This window comes from Salipaludibacillus sp. HK11, assembly GCF_047795645.1.
GTDB lineage: Bacteria > Bacillota > Bacilli > Bacillales > Salisediminibacteriaceae > Salipaludibacillus.
Window position 1 is genome coordinate 4,973,802 of the sequence record NZ_CP181045.1, and the last position, 20,207, is coordinate 4,994,008.

Genomic DNA, 20,207 nt, shown 5'->3' on the forward strand with positions numbered 1-20,207 from the left:
AGAATTGCCTGCGGCAAGCGAGCAAGGTTGTCAAATATCAATTCTAACTATAAAAGTTCCGATCGTTTTAAAAAGTACTTCTGTCTTTTAAATTGACTTATTCCCACTGTTTTTATTTTTTTCTGTTTTCAATTTCACCAGCTAATGCGTATAGTGCAACAAATGATGCGAAGTGCGAACTGAAGTCATTACCGTCTTGTTGAGGATAAACTTCGACGTAATCCATACCAACAACTCCCAATTTGCAAACTTCGTGAACAATATTTAATAATTCATATGAATTCAATCCATTACCATCAATAGGCCCACCAGGGTTGAAGGCATGATCCAACACATCACTGCAAATACTTAAGTAAACAGCATCTGTATTTTTGGAAGCAATCTCATAAGATTTGCGTGCGATGTCACGTACATTATTGGCTTGGCGTATATCATTAATGGTTAAAGTAGTCGCGCCCTGTTTCTCGGCGAGACGCCCATTTTCTGGTTTGTTTCTTGGTCCATGGATACCTAAATGGACGAGAGATTCATTGACAATCCCTTCTGTTTCATAGAGTCGAGCAAATGGTGCGCCACGACCATAAGGATCACCATTTGATTGGTCATTATTATCATAGTGAGCATCTAAGTGGATAATCCCAACTTTTTTTCCAGTTTCTTCAACAAACCCTTGAAGGATCGGATAAGTAATTCCGTGGTCACCACCAAAAGCTATTGGAAATGTATCATTTTTCCATATGTTTTTAGAAAAATCTCGGATTTTTTTCATCGTATCTTCTGGCTCAGCGGGGGTAACTGCTATATCACCTTTGTCACCAATTTTTAAATGTTCAAATACATCAAGGTGATTTAATTCTGGAAGATATCCGCTATATCTAGCTGAACAAAGTCGTATTACTTTTGGGGCAAGTTCGCATCCTGTATAGTCTCCCCAGGTTACTGCGCCTTCCCATGGAACTCCGTAAACGGTAACGTCCATATCATTTTCTTTCTGAGGTTCTTTAACTAAGTTTTCAGCTCCTAAAAAACACGGTGTATTGCCATAAATCATTGAATTAGACATCGTTATTCCCTCCTATATAGAGATTTTCTTCGTAATATAGTTATTTCCCTTCTTCATTTTTGATAAACAATAAGAAAATGTCGATAACTGGGGAAAATAAAAAGATATTAACATATGAAGATGAGAGAAGTCGAAAGGGTAACAATTCTGAAAGAAAGTGTCAAAAAGTTGTTAAGCTATTTTTGCTAGAGGTGATTTATACTAAATGTGGGAATCTAAGAAAGGGAGTTATTCACATGTATACGAGTGATAAGAAGAAAATAGTGGAATTCTTTGAAAAGTCTAAGCGGGAAACCGTCTCGGATATGATGGAGCTGTTTCGAGATACTCCCAAAGGAAAAAGAAAATGTGAGCAAGAAGTGCTTCGAAATGCGCTAGATTCATTGTTTGATTTGTATTTACTGAATATTTCGTCAAAAGATCATATTAATAATATTTATTTTGAGAAGATTATCGAAGAATATAACGGTACCGACGATATAAATTTAGATGAGTTTATTAATAATTTTGAAGAAATGCGGTTAATAATTGAAAAAAAAGTATACTTAATTCCAATCTCGGAATTTGAGAAAACAAAAATAATAGCTCAATTAAACAAATTCTTTTTGGAAATACAATATTATTTTTATGTTGAATCAATCAATCGAAAGAACAACCGAATTTCGGAAAAAGAGATTCAGCTATCACATTTAAAGAAAGATCGCTCAGAGATCTTAACAAAACTTTCGATGAGCTTTGCACATGAAATTAGAAACCCGTTAACATCTATTAAAGGCTTTATACAAATATTAGAGAAACGCTTTGCTAAAATCGAGGAAGAGAAGAGATATTTTGAGTTAATATACAAAGATATGGAAGCATTGGAGCAACAAGTAGATCAGTTATTATTCTTATCCAATGAGAAAAATCATCAAGATATCAATTTTAGTTCGATTTATTTAAATGCGATATTGTTTGATGTAGTAGATGCTTTTCAGCCATTTTTTTCTCAAAATAATATATCTGTTAACCTAGACTTGTCCGAGAAAATATCGACAACAGGTATGGAAGAGCAAGTTAAACTTGTTTTGATAAAACTGATGCAAAATGCATTAGACGCTTTGTTATTGAGAATTAAAGATCGAAAGTTATACATTAGACTTAAGCGTGACGATAGTGAAGCGGTGATAACATTTTCAAATAATGGTCCGCCAATTCCACGGTTAATCAGACATTCAATGTTTGAACCATTTGTTGGAACGAAGGAATTAGGTAAAGGATTGGGACTAGCCGTTTCAAAACAACTTATGAGAAAACATGAAGGGGATATTAATTATATTTCAAATGAGGAGTGGACGATTTTCAAACTTCGATTTCCGATAAAGAAAAACATTTCGATGAACCAATCTGAATAATTTATACGTTTTTAAATGTTTTTATGATATGATAAAAGTTATGGTTAATTGCACCATTTGCTTGAAAGATTGTTTCGAATATATAGCTTTATATAGTAATCATGCTTGGTTTAGGGGTGTGAAAATGACTGAGAAATGGACCGCCATAAATTTAATGCGACATTACCGTCATGATTGGTTAAATCATCTGCAACTTATTAATGGGTACTTAGCAATGGGACGAGTTGAAAAAGTAGAAGTTCTTATTAATGAGATTGTCGTGCAAGCTCAAAATGAAAGCCACCTTTCAAATCTCAACATGGACCAGCTAGCTGAAGAAATCCTCACGTTTAATTGGCAAGGTTATTCTTTTTTGTTGAATTTTGAAGTGGTATCAGAAGTTGTCGATTGGTCAAAATGGGAACAAAGCATTCTTATGTATTTTCAAGACATGATGCAATTATTAGATAATCATACAAAACGGGGAGAAGACCAACATGCGACTCTTCTTATCAATGATGTCGATAAAAAAACAATAGAAATTGATTTCGAGGGTACACTTCGAATAGATGACAGATGGTGTGAGAACATAAGTCGTATTGAACAACAATATGGAAATCATATTGAACAAATAGAATGGAACGAATCCGAATGTTATGTTAAGTATGTTGTTGAGATATGATTGAATGAAGAACAACGAAATAACATTGGATAACGAGGTGAAGTAAATGTTTATAGATAAGGTAAAGATTTTTGCTAAAGCTGGTGGAGGGGGAAATGGGATCGTTGCATTCAGGCGCGAGAAATATATTCCTGATGGAGGACCAGCAGGTGGTGATGGTGGAAAAGGTGCTGACATAGTTTTTGAAGTAGAAGAAGGGCTAAGAACGTTGATGGACTTTCGCTATCAAAAGCATTTTAAGGCGCCGCGTGGTGAGAATGGTCGCCCAAAAAAGCAACATGGTAAAAGCAGAGAACCAATGGTGGTAAAAGTGCCGCCTGGTACAACGATAACAAATGAACAAACTGGAGAGATTATCGCTGATTTGACAGAACAAGGTCAGCGAGCCATTGTCGTTCGCGCTGGTAGAGGTGGAAGAGGAAACGCTCGATTTGCTACTCCATCAAATCCTGCTCCAGAAATCGCTGAGAACGGAGAACCCGGCCAAGAAAAAGAGTTGGTATTGGAGTTGAAACTACTTGCAGACGCTGGTTTAGTAGGTTTTCCTAGTGTAGGGAAATCCACGTTACTTTCAATCGTTTCAGCGGCAAAGCCAAAAATTGCGGATTATCATTTTACGACATTGGTACCAAACTTAGGTGTTGTGGAGACTGACGACCATCGAAGTTTTGTTATGGCAGATCTACCTGGATTAATCGAAGGAGCACATTCTGGAGTTGGATTAGGGCACCAGTTTTTGCGCCATATTGAGAGAACAAGAGTAATTGTTCATGTCATTGATATGAGTGGAATTGAAGGTAGAGATCCATTTGCGGATTATCAAACAATAAATGAAGAATTGAAACAATATAATTTACGATTAACTGAACGACCACAAGTGGTTGTTGCTAATAAAATGGACTTGCCAGGTGCAGCAGAAAACTTGGAACTGTTTAAAGAAATGGTTGGTGAAGAAGTCGAAATTCACGCCATCTCAACTGTGACTAAAAAAGGAATTGCTAATTTATTAAGAAGTGTAGTTGACAAAGTTGAGACAACTCCAGAGTTCCCTCTTTATGAAGAGGAAGAAATAGAACAGCGAGTTGTTTATAAGTACACGAAGAAGGAAGATCCTTTTAAAGTCTTCAAAGATGATGATATTGGTGGCTATGTCATCGAAGGGCATGAAATAGAAACCTTGTTCCAAATGACAGATTTTAATCGTCACGATTCCGTGCAGCGTTTTGCAAGAAAAATGCGGCATATGGGAATAGACCAAGCATTACGAGATTTAGGTGCTGAAGATGGTGATACTGTTCGAATTTTAAGTCATGAGTTTGAATTTGTAGAGTAAAAAATTGCTGGACCAGAACGAGTTGAGTTCTGGTCTGTTTTATTTTTTTTTAATAAGAGAGAGAACCTACAGGAATTCGATCCGAACCGATGTAAGGTTTTTCTAAAAAAAAATGAAAAATTCAGAAATTGTATAAATCAAAGTTGTCAACTTCAAGTACGATCTTTATAATGAGTGAATAGGTTGCTTACCAGGTGGTGAAACAAGTGAAGAAGAGACCGGATCAATTTTATTTAGTTAGGGAAGATATGTTACCTGACGCTATGCTAAAAACAGTAGAAGCGAAGAAGCTTCTCGATAGTGGAAAAGAATATAAAATTAATGAAGTGGTGCAAAAAGTTAATCTAAGCAGAAGTGCTTTTTATAAATATAAAGATGGAATTTTTCCTTTTCACACGATGGTAAAAGAAAAAATTATAACCTTATCCATTTATCTTCAGGACCAGTCAGGTTCCTTATCAAAATTACTGTCGATGATTGCTCAGACAGGTGCTAACGTGTTAACGATTAATCAGACGATTCCTCTTCAAGGGAGAGCAACGATCACGATCACGATTGAAACAGCAGCTATGAATTCGGATGTTACGATATTGTTAAATAAAATAGATAGCTTAGAATCAGTAGTGAAGGTTGAACTCATTGGTTCAGGAGCCTAACAGAAAATTATAACATGATGAATACAGATGTTTACCAGTTATTAAAAGGAGTGAAATGAACGTGGGGAAAGTTGGATATTTAGGTCCTATGGGATCATTTACTGAAGCAGCAGCAAAGGCACTTGTACCGAATGATGAACGTATTCCGTTTCGTTCGATTCCGGATACGATGGATGCCGTTAAAGAAGGATTAGTGACTCGTGCGGTTGTTCCGATGGAAAATGCAATTGAAGGGTCTGTTAATATAACGCTAGACTATTTTATCCATCATCAAAGAATGAATATGGCGGCGGAAATTGTTGCACCTATCGAACAACATTTACTTGTTGCACCATCTCGCATGTCGTCTTGGGATAAGGTAGAGACGGTTTATTCCCATCCTCATGCTATTGCACAATGTCATCACTTTTTACGGAAATATCTACCTAATGCAGAAATATCATATACGAACTCAACCGCGGCAGCTGCTAAATATATTCAAGAGAACCAATCTGAAAATGCAGCCGCTATAGCGAATGATATCGCTGCAGAAGCTTATCAATTGAAAATGCCTCAAATGAAAATAAATGATTATGAGAATAATCAAACAAGATTTTTGTTATTAACAAACGATGAGGCGCCATTTGATAGCGATGGTATAACTGAAGAAACAGAATATAAAACAACACTGATGATTACGTTAGCTTCTGACTATTCTGGAGCTCTTCACCAAGTGCTATCAGCTTTTTCATGGAGAAGAATTAACTTATCAAAAATCGAATCACGTCCCACTAAAACTGGATTAGGAAATTATTTTTTCATTATTGATGTTGCGATGAAAAAAGATGATATTTTAATTCCGGCGGTTTGCGAAGAATTAAAAGCATTAGGTTGTGGTGTGCAAGTATTGGGTAGTTATCCTTGTTTTTCTTGGGAAGACTTAACAGGTGTAACGAAAAAAATGATTGAAAAAGAAGCAACTTAATAATTTTGTTTATAAAACACCTTAAAAAGGATAACCTTTTTTAAGGTGTTTTTTCTTTTTTATGTAAATTAGTCGTGTCCATCAACTTGGCCTGCGCACCTGAACGGCATCAACCCCTCTATTACCGTGCTCTTCAGGAGAGAGTGGAGATCCGAAGGGAACAGATAGAGCTAAATAGTTCCCTTTTATATGTGCTTATTAGCTATGTGAAGGGAACCCTGCAAGAATTAGCGTGCCCTTCAGCTTAAGTAGCGCATCTGGAAGGGACGATACTCTCTTCAACATTCCCTGCAGATAAAATCCCTAAAAAACTTTGATGAGTAAATAAAAAAGAATGATTTATTTAATTAGTACATATATTTTTGTGAAGAAGAAACGAAGAAAAAGTGGTTTATTGTGACCATTCGCCTATTAGGTGCATAGGATAAAGAGACATTGTATGGGAGGGATTTAAAAGTGAAAATTCATATTGTTCAAAAAGGCGATACTCTTTGGAAAATATCAAAAAAATATGGGGTTGATTTTGAACAATTAAAAACAATGAATCAACAATTGGCGAACCCTGACATGATTATGCCTGGTATGAAGATAAATATCCCATCTTCAGGCAACATGAACGTTAAGAAAAATGAGCAACAGAAAAAAGAATATCCAGTCAAAAAAGAGATGCCTGTAAAAGAAAAGCCGATACCAAAACAACCTGAGGTAAAAAAGCCGGTAGCACCACCTCCACCACCAATGGCGCCCGCACCACCAGTGCCGCCACCGCAACCACAGCCGTCATATTTGAAACAAAAAGCAAAGGTAGATCTTAACTTTTACCATCAACCGAGTTATCCAAAAATGCCAGCACCAGAGCCGCCAAAAAAGCCGGTAAAAGAAGTGAAGCTAAAAGAGAAACCAAAAACAATGCCGAAACCAAAGCCTAAGCCGAAACCACATAAAATAGTGAAACCGATGCCTGTTGATAAAATACCTGAGAAGAAAATGCCAGCGCCAAAACCAATTAAAACGATGCCTCCAGCCAAACCAAAACCAATGCCATATCATGCACCACCAGCTTATCAACAAGTTGGTCCACTCATTGAAGGTTGTATTCCACTTTCAGCTTTGTGCGGATATGGATGTCACCCGATGGTTTACCCAAATGCCATGGTGTTTCCACAACCGCAAATGCAGCAAATGTATCAAGGAAATCACCAACAATATTATCATCAACATCAGCCTGCTAACGCGATGTACCATGGTCAATTTGGGCAACCTCACCAGCCTTATCAACAACAAACTTGGTCGAGATATGAAGAAACAGCAGTGCAAAGTCTTGAAAATGAAGAACAACAAATTAATACTAGAAGTAATGAAGAGGTTTATGGCGACGTAACCATAAATAACGGATTATCAAATTCTGGTTATGCAACGGAAAAACGACAAAATGATGAATTGATTCCGTGGACCTATCCAACTAAAGATCACGAAGAATAAATTCGAAAGACTAAAAAAACCTAGCTTGAGGATAACTCAAGCTAGGTTTTTTGTATAGACGGCAAATTCAATTGAAATACTACCGATATTTTACAGGATGATTTCATCCTTTTCTGATCAAGCTATTCTTGAAAGGAGGAGGTTGAATGAAAAAAATTGCTTTAGGTTTATCAGTAGCAACAATATTGCTATCAGGTGTAGCATGCGGTGATATGAACGGTGATACTACAGAAGGTCAAGGCACTGCATATCAACGTGATCAAACAGGTTATGGAGTTGATCGAGCAGATGGAACAGGTGCTGGTCAGCAGGGCATGATGGGAAGAGAAACTGAGCGATTTGGTCAACGTACTGGTATAGGACAGAACCGTATGACGGAACAAGGTGCGCGTGGTGCACAAAGAGGAACACAAGGATTTGGTCAAGGAATTGTAGGGAATGACCGTCCAGGGATGGTTGACGAAAATGGGCTATTGAATGGCGATTTAGATGGTCTTAGAAATCGTAATCAAGGTAACGTTCAAAGGGGAACACAAGACAGAATGAATGGTGGGAACCAGCAAGGACAACAAGGTATGCGTGGGCAAGGCAGCCAAGGCCAAGGTAGAGAGGAACAAGGTTATTTTAATACAGAAGATGGAAAAACAGCAAGAAATATTGAAAAGCGTGTCGAAAATATGGATGGTGTCAATGGCGCTGATGTCATCGTTCACGATGACAATGTTATAGTAGCGGTGGATGCATCAGGCAATAATCAAAAAATTGAAGAAAATATCCGCGGACTAGCAAAAGGTAAGCAAGTCCATGTGGTAACAGACAAAGAAGGTAGAGAGAACATTCAAGGTATGGGAAATCAACTCCGTGGTGGTGCTCCATTTGAGGAAGTTGGTTCAACGTTTAACGCGATGTTAGACGATTTAGGAGATGCCATTCAACGACCGTTCGAGAGATCAAGGTAGCAAAAAGTAAGTATGGAAGCAGCACTTAAATTGGTGCTGCTTTCTAAATTGATTTAGAAACACGATAAATAATTATTTTGAAGCATATTTATCGTTACAAATGGTTATGCTAGGCATGGATGTCGTGAGTCCATTTTCAAACGAGGGAGGCGGCAGGCATGCTAAATAATATAAAAGAAGATCACTATTGTAGAAAAGGTCTGCTTATTAGGAAAAGCTTTATTCATTTGCTGTTGGTTGCGACCGTTTTTTTCCTATTCGTTACCACATCAATTGAAAACAGCAAGGTAAACGCTTCTGAATCACTTATTTCAGATGAACCACACGATGTGGAAGTAGTGTTACAACGCTACTATCTGGATGGTGAGATGAGTGAAGAGGAATTAGAAGAAACCATTTGGTCAATGGAAGATTTTTGGTCATATTACGATGACTGGGAACTTGTAGATCAAAATCAGTCTCAAATTGTTTTTCAAAAAGAGGTAGATGATATTTCGCCACTTTTGAAAATGCATGGTTACTTTGGTCTTTCCGACGATGGGACATTAAGGATTTACAATGGTAAACCTAATGAGAATAATGTCATTCAGTCTTTTTATCAGATTAATACAAAAAAATTAAAGAGCCAATCACAAGAATTGCTACTTAAAGGAATTCCAGTTTCAACAAAAGATCAGTACTTAGAAGTCTTGAAAAATTATCAAAAGTATGCAATTAATAGTTAATGGAGATTCATCGTTTTGTGGGAGAAGCTACCGTATTTAGGTAGCTTTTTTTGTACTTTAAGAATGTTTAGTATCCCTAAAGGATTAAAGTATAAGATAAACTAAGGCTTTCGCCATGAAAGACTTGGCGAAAAGCCGAGTTTTTCTAAATATTTACTTTCGTCTAATATATGCCTTCTTGCTTTTTTCACATAAGGTACAAATATGTCCTTAAATATATGATAAAATAGAAATATGTGTTCGTAAAATAGAAACAATGGGTGGAGGAAAGACAGTGATTGAATGTTTAAAGGGAACCGTAATTAATATAGAGCCAGAAACGATAGTTATTGACGTCCATCAAGTTGGATACCTTGTTTATTGTGGGAATCCGTATCGTTATGAGGAATGGATCGATCAAACTGTAACGGTTTATACATACCAGCACGTTCGAGAAGATGCAATTCGATTGTATGGTTTTTTTCATCGGGAAGAGCGACGCTTATTTGAGAAATTACTTCAAGTTTCAGGAATTGGACCTAAAGGAGCATTAGCTATTGTTAGTGCTGAACAACCAAAACTTGTTGTCGAAGCGATAGAAAATGAAGATGAAACTTTTCTCATCAAGTTTCCTGGCGTCGGTAAAAAAACTGCTCGCCAAATGATTTTAGATCTCAAAGGAAAAGTACAAGAACTTGTACCGACTTTGACTCAAAATGCAGGAGAAATCGGGTCAAATTACTCGAATGTGTCAACTGGGAATGAAGATTTAGAAGAAGCATTAGAAGCATTAAAAGCACTTGGATATGTTGAGCGAGAAATTAAAAAAATTCTTCCGACATTGCGTGAAAATGTGATGACAACAGACCAATATATTAAGTTGGCATTAAAAGAAATGCTGCAAAGATAGTAGTAAGAAAGAATGAACGTAAGAATATCGGAGGAAGATAACATGGAAGAGCGTATTGTTAGTGGAGAATTACAAGGACAAGAAGATATGGAAGAACTTAGCCTTCGTCCACAAACGCTGTCACAATACATCGGACAAAAGGCAGTCAAAGAGAATCTCACGGTCTTTATTGAAGCTGCAAAAATGCGTGAAGAATGTCTCGATCATGTATTATTATATGGTCCTCCTGGGCTTGGTAAGACAACCCTAGCGATGATTATTGCTAATGAAATGGGAGTCAATTTAAGAACGACTTCTGGCCCTGCAATTGAACGTCCGGGAGATTTAGCGGCCGTTTTAAGTGGTTTAGAACCAGGGGATGTACTTTTTATTGATGAAATTCATCGCTTGAATCGTTCAGTTGAAGAAGTACTGTATCCGGCGATGGAAGATTATTTTCTTGATATTGTTATTGGGAAAGGTCCGTCAGCTAGGTCTGTCAGAGTCGACCTCCCTCCATTTACACTTGTCGGAGCAACAACAAGAGCTGGAATGATATCAGCACCCTTAAGAGATCGGTTTGGAGTCGTTAGTAGGTTGGAATACTATACGCATGGTGAGCTCCAAGAAATTGTAGAAAGAACAGCGGACGTATTAGAGGTCTCGATGGATACAGAAGCAGCGGTAGAAGTTTCAGGGAGATCGCGTGGAACACCGCGAATTGCAAACCGAATCTTACGAAGGATTAGAGATTTTGCGCAAGTGAGAGGTGACGGAACGATTAACTTGTCCATCACACAGCAAGCACTTGAATTATTGCAAGTCGATCCACTTGGACTAGATCAAATTGACCATATTTTGTTAATGAATATTATCGAAAAATTTCGTGGAGGTCCTGTCGGATTGGATACGATCGCAGCAACAATTGGTGAGGAAGCACATACGATTGAAGATGTTTATGAACCTTACCTTATGCAAATTGGTTTTTTACAGCGAACTCCTCGTGGTAGAATGGTTACTCCGTTAGTGTATGACCACTTTGATTTGGAGGTGCCTAAACGTTGAATCACATTCCTAAATTGTTGATCTCATTAGGTTTGATTCTTGTAGTTGCGGGTGTTTTATGGCAAATTGGTGGAAAGTATTTATCGTTAGGGAAACTACCTGGTGATTTTTTGTTCCAAAAAGGTAATTCAACTTTCTATTTCCCATTGATGACATCCATTATCGTAAGTATCGTTTTGTCGTTAATATTTTATTTAGTTGGAAGATTTCGTTAACAGACCTATCTTAAGGTCAATCTGTTTAGACATCAAAATAATTATTTTTTACAAAGAGAGGAAAAGGCAATGGATGTATCACAATTTGACTATGATTTACCAGAGGAATTAATTGCGCAGACACCGCTGAAAAATAGAGATGCTTCAAAGCTACTCGTAATGGATAAAAACTCTGGAGAGATTCAGCATAAAACATTCTCTGATTTACTTGACTTTATGAGTGAGGGAGATACGTTAGTGCTTAATAATACGAAAGTGATCCCTGCTAGGTTATTTGGTGTGAAGAAGGAAACAGGGGCTAAAATTGAATTATTATTGTTAAAAGAGGAAGGAAACCATTCTTGGGAAGCGCTAGTAAAACCAGCGAAACGTGTGAAAAAGGGCACTGTAATTGACTTTGGTGAGGGGCGGTTAATTGGAGTTTGTGAAGAAGAGCTACCCGAGGGGCGTAGAAAAATTACGTTTCAATTTACAGGAATTTTTAATGAAATTTTGGATGAATTAGGCGAAATGCCTCTTCCACCTTATATCCAAGCTCAACTTGAAGAAAAGGATCGATATCAGACAGTTTATGCCGAACATTCAGGCTCGGCAGCTGCACCAACTGCTGGATTGCACTTTACTACAGAGATGCTCGATAAGTTATTAAAACGTCGAGTAAATATTGCTTATGTGACACTGCATGTCGGGTTAGGTACTTTTCGGCCTGTTTCTGTAGAAAACGTGAAAGATCATAAGATGCATGCTGAGTTTTATCAAATGAATCAGGAAACGGCTGAGCTGTTAAATCAAACAAAGATTCAAGGGGGGCGGATCATTGCAGTAGGAACAACGTCAGCTAGGACGCTGGAAACTATTGCAAGGGACCATCAAGGCCAGTTCCAAGCGTCAAGTGGTTGGACAGATATATTTATTTATCCTGGATATTCATTACAAGCGATAAATGGCTTGTTAACAAATTTCCATCTACCGAAGTCAACGTTAGTTATGCTTGTGAGTGCAGTGGCAGGCCGAGACAACATCCTTCATGCTTATCATGAAGCGATTGCCAGAAAGTATCGTTTCTTTAGTTTTGGAGATGCGATGCTCCTTATATAAATGCTATGATGGTTGGACCATCATGAGTGAATATTGGGCAAGTATTTTTGAATAAACCAATTTTTTGGTCAAGTAAAGAAAGAAGGAATGACAGAATGACAGCCATCACATATGAACATATAAAGACATGCAAGCAATCGGGAGCACGCCTAGGTATCGTACATACACCACATGGCTCATTTGAGACGCCGATTTTTATGCCAGTTGGAACGTTAGCTACAGTAAAGACAATGAGTCCTGAAGATTTATTGCAAATGAATGCGCAAATCATTTTAAGTAATACGTATCATCTATGGCTACGACCTGGAGCAGATATTATAGAAGAAGCGGGTGGATTACATTCTTTCATGAACTGGAATCGACCAATTTTAACGGATTCCGGTGGGTTTCAAGTGTTTAGTTTGAGTGATCTGCGAGATATTACTGAAGAGGGAGTTCATTTCAGAAATCATTTGAGTGGCGAAAAGTTGTTTTTAACGCCAGAAGAATCGATGCATGTGCAAAATGCTCTCGGTCCAGATATTATGATGGCTTTCGATGAATGTCCACCGTATCCTGCAGAGCATCAGTACATGAAAGCCTCTGTTGAAAGAACGAGTCGCTGGGCAGAGCGTTGTCTTGAAGCTCATGGTAGGAAGAATGAACAAGGATTGTTTGGGATTATTCAAGGCGGCGAATATGAAGATTTGCGCCGCCAAAGTGCTAAAGATTTAGTTTCGCTTGATTTTCCAGGGTATGCAATTGGTGGACTGTCTGTAGGGGAACCAAAAGATGTTATGAATCGTGTCCTTGAGTATACGACACCTTTACTACCTACCAATAAACCGCGCTACCTTATGGGGGTTGGTTCCGCTGATTCGTTGATCGATGGTGCGATTCGTGGGATTGATATGTTTGATTGTGTTTTGCCAACACGTATTGCCCGTAATGGAACAATTATGACCAGTCAAGGCCGTCTTGTTGTGAGGAATGCAGCTTTCGCAAGAGACTTCGGACCATTGGATGAAAACTGTGATTGTTACGTTTGTCAGAATCATTCTCGTGCATATATTCGCCACTTAATTAAATGTAAAGAGACCCTTGGTATGCGATTAGCATCATACCATAATTTGCATTTTTTACTGAACTTAATGGAGCAAGTTAGACAGGCAATTCGTGAAGATCGATTGCTTGATTTTAAAGAAGAATTTTTTGAATCATATGGATTTAATAAACCAAATGCAAAAAACTTTTAATAAAAAATATATTTAGCTTCGTTTTGATTGATTTTTGAATAGAACTTTGTCTACAATAGTATGGGAAAGTTATTTTACAGCATTCGAACAAAACGAATGAAAAAAGCTGCTTTTTCCAAAAAAAAGTTGTTCAAAGACTTGAACATCGATAATAAATGGTGAGAGCGAAAGAGTTATCACTGAAAGGGGTGAAATGAATGGAGATGTTCGGTGCGTTAATACCGCTAATACTTATGTTTGCGATTTTCTATTTTCTTTTAATTCGTCCTCAACAAAAACGACAAAAGAAAGTTAAAGAAATGCATGCCGCTCTTCAAAAAGGAGACAAAATTGTCACAATTGGTGGATTACATGGTAAGGTTGATGCCATTGATGAGAATCGTATAGTCCTCGATGTGGATGGAACTAACAAGCTTACATTTGATCGTCAGTCAGTACGTGAAATAACTAATCAAGACTAATATTTATCAAGAAGGCTTGCCGTCCATAGGATAGCAAGCCTTTTGAAAGGATAAAAATGTACTAATTTTTTAGTTTGTGCTTGTTTAGTCAATATTATTGTTCCCTAAAAGAACTCCCTCGAGTGTTGACACCAATCATCCCTCCAAAGATGGCAACGACAACATACCCGGCGTGCATACTTAGTTGTTCGGCATCAAACCACTGATTAAAACTTAAATATTGTGAAAATAAAATAACGCAAGAATATAATAAAGCTGTGAGAGTACCGGCAAACCAACCTCTTTCTCCAGAACGACCTCCTGAAATAAAGCCACCAATAAACATCGCTATGAAGGAAAACGTAATTAAAATCCAATAGAAAGAACTTTCCATTACATTGGTATAGCGTAATATTAATGAACTAAATAAACTAGCTGTAATGACGAGGATAAAGATCGTTAAAACGCCATAAAGTACGCTACTGATTAGTCTTTGTGAAAACATCCATTTCCTCCTTTCTAGTCTCATTTATTCATATGTATTCTTTTCACTCAAAAATAGACGAGCTTTTTGACAGGTTGACTTTAAAATTTCTTCTGAGATTGTTTCCTTTATTTAAGACATGTTTGTCCACTCAGGTTCATACAATGTACCGATGAAGTGGGGAGGGCTTAGAGGCATGGAGTGGATGTTGGCACTTATCATTTTCGTTGTAAGTTATGCGTTAATTATTTCAGAAAAAATAAACCGAGCACTCGTAGCTTGTCTCGGAGGCATACTTATGCTGTTATCAGGTGTACTGAATTTAGATAATGCCTTCTTGGAGCACATTGATTGGCATACAATTGTCCTTTTATTATCTATGATGATTTTAGTTTCCATTACTAGTAAAAGTGGTTTGTTTGAATATATAGCTATTTCTTTAGCGAAAATAGTTAAAGGAAAGCCTATTCCTATATTGATTGTTATTTCAACTTTAACGGCCGTTGGATCTGCTTTGCTTAATAATGTGACAACTGTATTGTTAATTGTCCCGATTGTTCTTACGTTAACAAGTATGCTCAAGATCACTGCAATACCTTACTTGCTTGCAGTGATCTTATCTTCAAATATTGGGGGGACTGCGACGCTAATTGGCGATCCGCCAAACTTAATGATTGGCCAAGCAGTTGCTCATTTGTCTTTCAATGATTTTCTAATTCATCTTGGTCCAGTAGTTCTTGTCATTTATGTGACAGTAATTATTGGCGTGTCTCTATTATATCGAAATCGATTAATAGTTGATGATCAAGAGAGAGATGGCTTGATGAAAATTGACCCAACAAAATATTTACTTCGACGCTCTCTTTTGTTTAAATCGGTATCAGTTTTGGTTATGACAACGGTCGGTTTTATTATCCAACCGCTATTATATGTAGAATTAACGACAATTGCCATGGCGGGTGCAATTTTATTAATGTTGCTAACGAATGATGAGGAGCAGACCGAAGAAGTTTTTCAAGCGATCGAGTGGGTTACGATATTCTTTTTTGTTGGCTTGTTTATGCTAGTCGGAGGTCTTAAAGAGGTTGGACTTATAGATGAAATGGCAAAAACGATTATTTATTACACAGAAGGAGATGTACCGAGAACGTCGCTACTTATATTATGGTCATCAGGGATTTTATCAGGTTTTGTTGATAATATTCCATTTGTTGCGGCTATGATACCTGTGATTTTGGAGTTTCAGGAGTATGGTATGACAAACCTTGACCCGCTTTGGTGGGCGCTTGCGCTGGGAGCTTGTCTAGGTGGAAATGGGACGCTAATAGGTGCAAGTTCAAATGTGATTGTTGCAGGATTGGCAATGAAGGCTAAGCAGCCGTTTACTTATATTGATTTTTTAAAGGTAGGCATTCCGACGGCGCTCATCTCGTTTGTCATCTCTAGTTTTTATTTGTATTTTCGATATTTAGTCGATTTCCTGTAGATTATACCCTTGAAATAACGCTCTAAGAATGACCAATTCTTTATTTGGTCAGACTATTAGACAGATGCGTCATAAAGGGAGAATATCATGGAATTGTTTACGATTATTATTCGTACGTTGGTTATCTATTTTGTTGTATTAATTGTCTTTCGATTGATGGGAAAAAGGGAGATTGGACAACTTTCTATCGTTGATTTTGTTATTTCATTGATGATTGCAGAATTAGCAGTGATGACGATCGAAAATGTAGAAGTACCAATTTCCCATCAATTGATACCGATGTTTATCCTCATGAGTATTCAAATATCATTGGCCTATGTTTCATTGAAAAGTCAAGGTTTGCGCAAATTGATTGATGGTAAGCCTTCAGTCATTATTCGCCAAGGGAAAATAGATGAGAAGGAAATGAGTAAGCAGCGTTATAACTTTGATGATCTCATGTTGCAACTAAGGCAGAAAGATGTTCAATACATGTCAGATGTTGAATTTGCAATTTTAGAACCATCTGGAGATTTGTCCGTTATCCGTAAAGATCCAAATCCATCTTTTGATGGAAAACCTTCTTTTTTGCCACTACCATTGGTTTTGGATGGGGAAATTCAGTATGAACACCTAAATGAGATCGATCAGAATGAGCGATGGCTGAGAATGGAATTAAGAAAATTAGGTTACGATGAGGTAAAAAAAATCTCGTTTTGTTCACTAAATCGAGACCAATCATTTTTTGTTGATATGAAGGATGATGAAGTAAACTGAGGGAATAGACTCTCAGTTTTTTTGACGGTTAATTAGAAGTTGTCTAAGAGTCGTTCAGGAGCGCCGCACAAGCTGAATGGCACGGAAAAGAGAAAAGGTGCCATTCAGACGCGCTGCACGAGCGAAAGGGTTCACCAAATAGTCGTAATTATTTTTTAAAGTTAAAACCACTTTTTCACGATTGGTATTTTCCTGAGCTCATTTGGATGAATAAGTTTCATTACAAGAACTAGAATTCCGTAAACGATGGAAGTGAATAAGATACTGATGATTGTCTGCCATAACAAAGGATATGAGTAGGCTAAGGAGTCCCACACGAAAGAACCGGCTCCTCCACTAATTGCCATAGCAGTTATGATTTTTATAAAGTCTCTCATGTGAAGCGTGAAACTAATTGTTTTCACAAGAGTGGCAAAATGTAATAATGTGACTAATAAAAAGCCGATAACAATCGCCAAAGCTGCGCCCATAATACCTAATTCTGGTCTAGAAGCTAAAATAAAAATGGCAGCTGTTTTTACAAAAGCCCCAATGAGGCTGTTCATCATGGCGGACTTTGCTAAGTTCAAGGCTTGCAAAGTAGCTTGAAGAGGCCCTTGTAAATATAAAAACATACTGAATGGAGCCATGATTTTTAAATAGCTAGCTACATTAGGGGCGTTGTATACTAGATCCATGATCGGTTCGGCGAAAACATATAAGAGTACAACAGATATTCCCCCAGATAAGAGAGCAAAACGAAAAGCTTGATCTAGCCGATGATGAATCAGTTGAAAATTATTTACAGTTGCTGCCTCACTTATTGCAGGAACAAGCGATACCGATAACGAATAAGTAATAAAAGTAGGTAAGAGTAGCATTGGAATGACGTACCCAGCGAGTTCTCCATACTGCGTAGTCGCGACAACTGTTGCGACTCCTGCAATGGCTAAACTTTGAGCAACAACAATTGGCTCAAAAAACAGCGATAGAGATCCAATTAATCGACTTCCTGTTGTTGGAAGAGCAATCGTCATTAAGTCATTTAGTGTGTCTTTGCCTTCTTTAGCACTGGAAAAGAATTGTTTCCGAATTCGGAAAGTTTTTCGTCGCTTGAACATAGTAATCATAAAAATCAGAGAGGCTAGTTCGCCAAGAACCACTGAAGCCATTGCACCGGCAGCCGCATATTCGATACCGTAGGGAAGAAACATCGTAGTCAATGCAGCAACAAAAGAAATACGTACCACCTGCTCGATAACTTGTGAATAAGCAGTCGGTTTCATGTTTTGTAATCCTTGAAAATAACCACGAATGACAGATGATAATGCAACGATCGGAACGATTGGCGATATCGCAATTATTGGATAAAAAGCGCGAGCATCGGTTAATAATGTAGACGCAATAATAGGGGCGAATAAAATCATTGAAGCGGTAAATATGATGCTTAGGACAGCCGTGACGGTAATAGAAACGACGAGAATCCGCTTTATTCGTGAACGATCACCTTCAACGTCTGCTTCAGCTACAAGTTTGGAAATAGCCACAGGTAGTCCAAGTTGAGTGAGTGTAATGACTAATAACAAGGTAGGAACAGCCATCATATAAAGGCCTACACCTTCTGCCCCCATAATTCTTGCTACAACGATTTTATTGATAAATCCGAGGATACGGGTAATTAATCCTGCAACGATTAGAATAGCTGCGCCTTTTAAGAATGTTTGTTTCGTCATCTAGGCCCCTACTTTCTTTTGAAAAATCATAGATTTTTTCGCTAAAGATGTATATGCTGAAAAGGTGGCCAAGCATGACAAGTTTATAGAAATAATCTGATAAAATTATTAAAAGGACTACAAATCAAACATTTTTAGTTAAGGCTGTTTCCTTATAGGTTGTTGTTTATTGACTCGTTCTCTATGACATCAGTGGAAAAATAATGGATGTCTTTTTTTAAAGTTATGTATTAAGAGAGAATTTCATAGAGTAAAAGTAGGACAAATTACTATATATTAAAGGAACTATAAAGGAGAAGTGGAACGATTGGAATGGCGTAATATTTATCGAGGGTTTTTAATGGGTGTTAGCAATATGATTCCTGGAGTCAGTGCTGGAACGATTGCTTTAATATTTGGGATTTATGATCGATTGATTGAATCTATTAGTGATTTTTTTAGCCCTCGTTGGCGTAAGACACTATCATTTTTAGTCCCCCTTGGAATAGGTGTGATTATGCCTTTTATTCTACTAAGTGGGGCAATCAAATGGCTACTTGCAAACCATGAGCAGCCTACGCAGTTTTTCTTTTTGGGATTAATTATTGGTGTAGTACCAATGCTAATAAAGGAATCAAAAATGAAAACGAAGTTCACCGGATGGCATTTTACTGTACTTATTGTGTTAACAAGTGTCCTGGGATATATTGGTTATATTAATCCTGAAGGATCAACCGTATTGTATGAACTTACATTAGTTAATGGCATTTGGTTTTTCGTAGCTGGAGCGGTTGCTAGCATGTCGCTGTTGTTACCAGGACTTAGTGGTGCACTTGTGTTGATCTTGTTCGGTGTTTATTATACAGCTATGAACGCACTGTCTCTAACAACGTTAAATATTGGTGTTATTCTCGTTATTGGTCTAGGGATCGTCTTTGGATTTGTTGTAAGCAGTAAGGTTATAAAATATATATTGAGTCATTACCCATATATGACGTATGCTGCGATCATAGGACTACTACTTGGATCGACTGTCGTCGTATACCCAGGTTTTTCGGCTGGGGGAGCCGCAGTATTTCCTAGCATTATCACCTTTATTGCTGGTACATTGACTGCATTTTTATTAGGATCAAAAGAACGAGAGTAGATAAATGGATTCTGATTAAAAGTAGGAGGGAAAACGATGACGAACGAACAGTGGAGTTATTGGAAAATGAAATTGGAACCGGTTATTAAGAGTAAAGTTGAAGAATGGCATATATTTGGCTATGATACAGTGACAGAAAAAGATGTTTGGGATTGTTTCATCGCAAAATTAGAAAAAAATAAACATAGGCCCGAGAAAATCCGTTCACATTGGATGGTAGCAGAGCTTTTTCAGTTAAAAGCGAATGATTATATGACTTATTTAACGATTGAAGCCTATAAAGGACCTGAATGGTTTGATCATGATGAGCGAATTGACTACGATTTAAATATTTCAGTGCAAGGTAAAAATTGACCAATTAAAGCAAAGATTGACACGCGTTTTTAAATCTCGCTATAATAGCACTATTGGTTAAATAAAAGAAAACAAGTGTTACATAGATTCAGCGACCCTGCTAGTCATCAAGGGTCGTATCGTTATGTGGA

General features: G+C 37.5%; 21 protein-coding genes. 18 read left to right on the forward strand and 3 right to left on the reverse strand.

The genetic code is table 11. The annotated features are described in order from the left end of the window. Positions 1-112 precede the first annotated feature (112 nt). Positions 113-1,063, reverse strand: coding sequence for an agmatinase family protein (locus ACM26V_RS23590; protein ID WP_416149196.1), 951 nt, complete (start codon positions 1,061-1,063; stop codon positions 113-115). A 236-nt stretch (positions 1,064-1,299) separates the two neighbouring features. On the opposite strand from ACM26V_RS23590, the gene ACM26V_RS23595 reads away from it, so the two are divergent. From ACM26V_RS23595 to yajC, 14 genes are all read left to right on the forward strand, one after another. Next, positions 1,300-2,457, forward strand: a complete 1,158-nt coding sequence (locus ACM26V_RS23595; protein ID WP_416149197.1) for a sensor histidine kinase — start codon at positions 1,300-1,302, stop codon at positions 2,455-2,457. A 124-nt stretch (positions 2,458-2,581) separates the two neighbouring features. Continuing rightward, positions 2,582-3,118 carry a Spo0B domain-containing protein gene (locus tag ACM26V_RS23600; RefSeq protein ID WP_416149198.1) on the forward strand — a complete coding sequence of 179 codons (537 nt, stop codon included), beginning with the start codon at positions 2,582-2,584 and terminating at the stop codon, positions 3,116-3,118. A gap of 46 nt (positions 3,119-3,164) precedes the next feature. After that, positions 3,165-4,451, forward strand: a complete 1,287-nt coding sequence (gene obgE, locus ACM26V_RS23605; RefSeq protein WP_416149199.1) for a GTPase ObgE — start codon at positions 3,165-3,167, stop codon at positions 4,449-4,451. Between the two features lie 248 nt (positions 4,452-4,699). Next, entirely contained in the window at positions 4,700-5,107 is a 408-nt protein-coding gene (locus ACM26V_RS23610) for an ACT domain-containing protein (protein ID WP_416151955.1), read from the forward strand. A 55-nt stretch (positions 5,108-5,162) separates the two neighbouring features. After that, entirely contained in the window at positions 5,163-6,071 is a 909-nt protein-coding gene (gene pheA / locus ACM26V_RS23615) for a prephenate dehydratase (protein WP_416149200.1), read from the forward strand. A 456-nt stretch (positions 6,072-6,527) separates the two neighbouring features. Then, entirely contained in the window at positions 6,528-7,553 is a 1,026-nt protein-coding gene (gene safA, locus ACM26V_RS23620; protein WP_416149201.1) for a SafA/ExsA family spore coat assembly protein, read from the forward strand. Positions 7,554-7,699: 146 nt separating this feature from the next. Beyond that, on the forward strand, positions 7,700-8,512 hold the full coding sequence (locus ACM26V_RS23625; RefSeq protein WP_416149202.1) for a YhcN/YlaJ family sporulation lipoprotein: 813 nt from the start codon (positions 7,700-7,702) through the stop codon (positions 8,510-8,512). A gap of 158 nt (positions 8,513-8,670) precedes the next feature. Continuing rightward, complete coding sequence (locus ACM26V_RS23630) at positions 8,671-9,237, forward strand: BofC C-terminal domain-containing protein (protein WP_416149203.1); 567 nt, start codon at positions 8,671-8,673, stop codon at positions 9,235-9,237. Between the two features lie 274 nt (positions 9,238-9,511). Further along, the gene (gene ruvA, locus ACM26V_RS23635; protein WP_416149204.1) at positions 9,512-10,126 is read left to right on the forward strand and encodes a Holliday junction branch migration protein RuvA; all 615 of its coding nucleotides are present in this window, start codon (positions 9,512-9,514) and stop codon (positions 10,124-10,126) included. A 42-nt stretch (positions 10,127-10,168) separates the two neighbouring features. Further along, the gene (gene ruvB, locus ACM26V_RS23640; protein WP_416149205.1) at positions 10,169-11,170 is read left to right on the forward strand and encodes a Holliday junction branch migration DNA helicase RuvB; all 1,002 of its coding nucleotides are present in this window, start codon (positions 10,169-10,171) and stop codon (positions 11,168-11,170) included. Next, on the forward strand, positions 11,167-11,385 hold the full coding sequence (locus ACM26V_RS23645; protein ID WP_416149206.1) for a DUF2905 domain-containing protein: 219 nt from the start codon (positions 11,167-11,169) through the stop codon (positions 11,383-11,385). Before ruvB ends, ACM26V_RS23645 begins: the two co-directional genes overlap by 4 nt. Positions 11,386-11,454: 69 nt before the next feature. After that, positions 11,455-12,483, forward strand: coding sequence for a tRNA preQ1(34) S-adenosylmethionine ribosyltransferase-isomerase QueA (gene queA / locus ACM26V_RS23650; RefSeq protein WP_416149207.1), 1,029 nt, complete (start codon positions 11,455-11,457; stop codon positions 12,481-12,483). 95 nt (positions 12,484-12,578) lie between these two features. Further along, the gene (tgt, locus tag ACM26V_RS23655; RefSeq protein ID WP_416149208.1) at positions 12,579-13,718 is read left to right on the forward strand and encodes a tRNA guanosine(34) transglycosylase Tgt; all 1,140 of its coding nucleotides are present in this window, start codon (positions 12,579-12,581) and stop codon (positions 13,716-13,718) included. A 197-nt stretch (positions 13,719-13,915) separates the two neighbouring features. Beyond that, positions 13,916-14,179, forward strand: a complete 264-nt coding sequence (gene yajC, locus ACM26V_RS23660) for a preprotein translocase subunit YajC (RefSeq protein ID WP_416149209.1) — start codon at positions 13,916-13,918, stop codon at positions 14,177-14,179. Between the two features lie 94 nt (positions 14,180-14,273). Here yajC and ACM26V_RS23665 read toward each other — a convergent pair whose 3' ends face one another. Next, complete coding sequence (locus ACM26V_RS23665) at positions 14,274-14,663, reverse strand: TIGR04086 family membrane protein (protein ID WP_416149210.1); 390 nt, start codon at positions 14,661-14,663, stop codon at positions 14,274-14,276. A gap of 175 nt (positions 14,664-14,838) precedes the next feature. On the opposite strand from ACM26V_RS23665, the gene ACM26V_RS23670 reads away from it, so the two are divergent. Together ACM26V_RS23670 and ACM26V_RS23675 are read left to right on the forward strand one after the other, a co-directional pair. Then, positions 14,839-16,128, forward strand: a complete 1,290-nt coding sequence (locus tag ACM26V_RS23670; RefSeq protein ID WP_416149211.1) for an ArsB/NhaD family transporter — start codon at positions 14,839-14,841, stop codon at positions 16,126-16,128. A gap of 87 nt (positions 16,129-16,215) precedes the next feature. Next, positions 16,216-16,884, forward strand: a complete 669-nt coding sequence (locus ACM26V_RS23675) for a DUF421 domain-containing protein (protein ID WP_416149212.1) — start codon at positions 16,216-16,218, stop codon at positions 16,882-16,884. A 161-nt stretch (positions 16,885-17,045) separates the two neighbouring features. Here ACM26V_RS23675 and spoVB read toward each other — a convergent pair whose 3' ends face one another. Continuing rightward, entirely contained in the window at positions 17,046-18,596 is a 1,551-nt protein-coding gene (gene spoVB / locus ACM26V_RS23680) for a stage V sporulation protein B (protein ID WP_416149213.1), read from the reverse strand. Between the two features lie 307 nt (positions 18,597-18,903). Here spoVB and ACM26V_RS23685 point away from each other — a divergent pair, with 307 nt between their 5' ends. Continuing rightward, positions 18,904-19,722: a DUF368 domain-containing protein gene (locus ACM26V_RS23685; protein ID WP_416149214.1), complete on the forward strand. Its 819-nt coding sequence runs from the start codon at positions 18,904-18,906 to the stop codon at positions 19,720-19,722. A 36-nt stretch (positions 19,723-19,758) separates the two neighbouring features. Next, entirely contained in the window at positions 19,759-20,076 is a 318-nt protein-coding gene (locus ACM26V_RS23690; protein WP_416149215.1) for a post-transcriptional regulator, read from the forward strand. Positions 20,077-20,207: the final 131 nt, after the last annotated feature.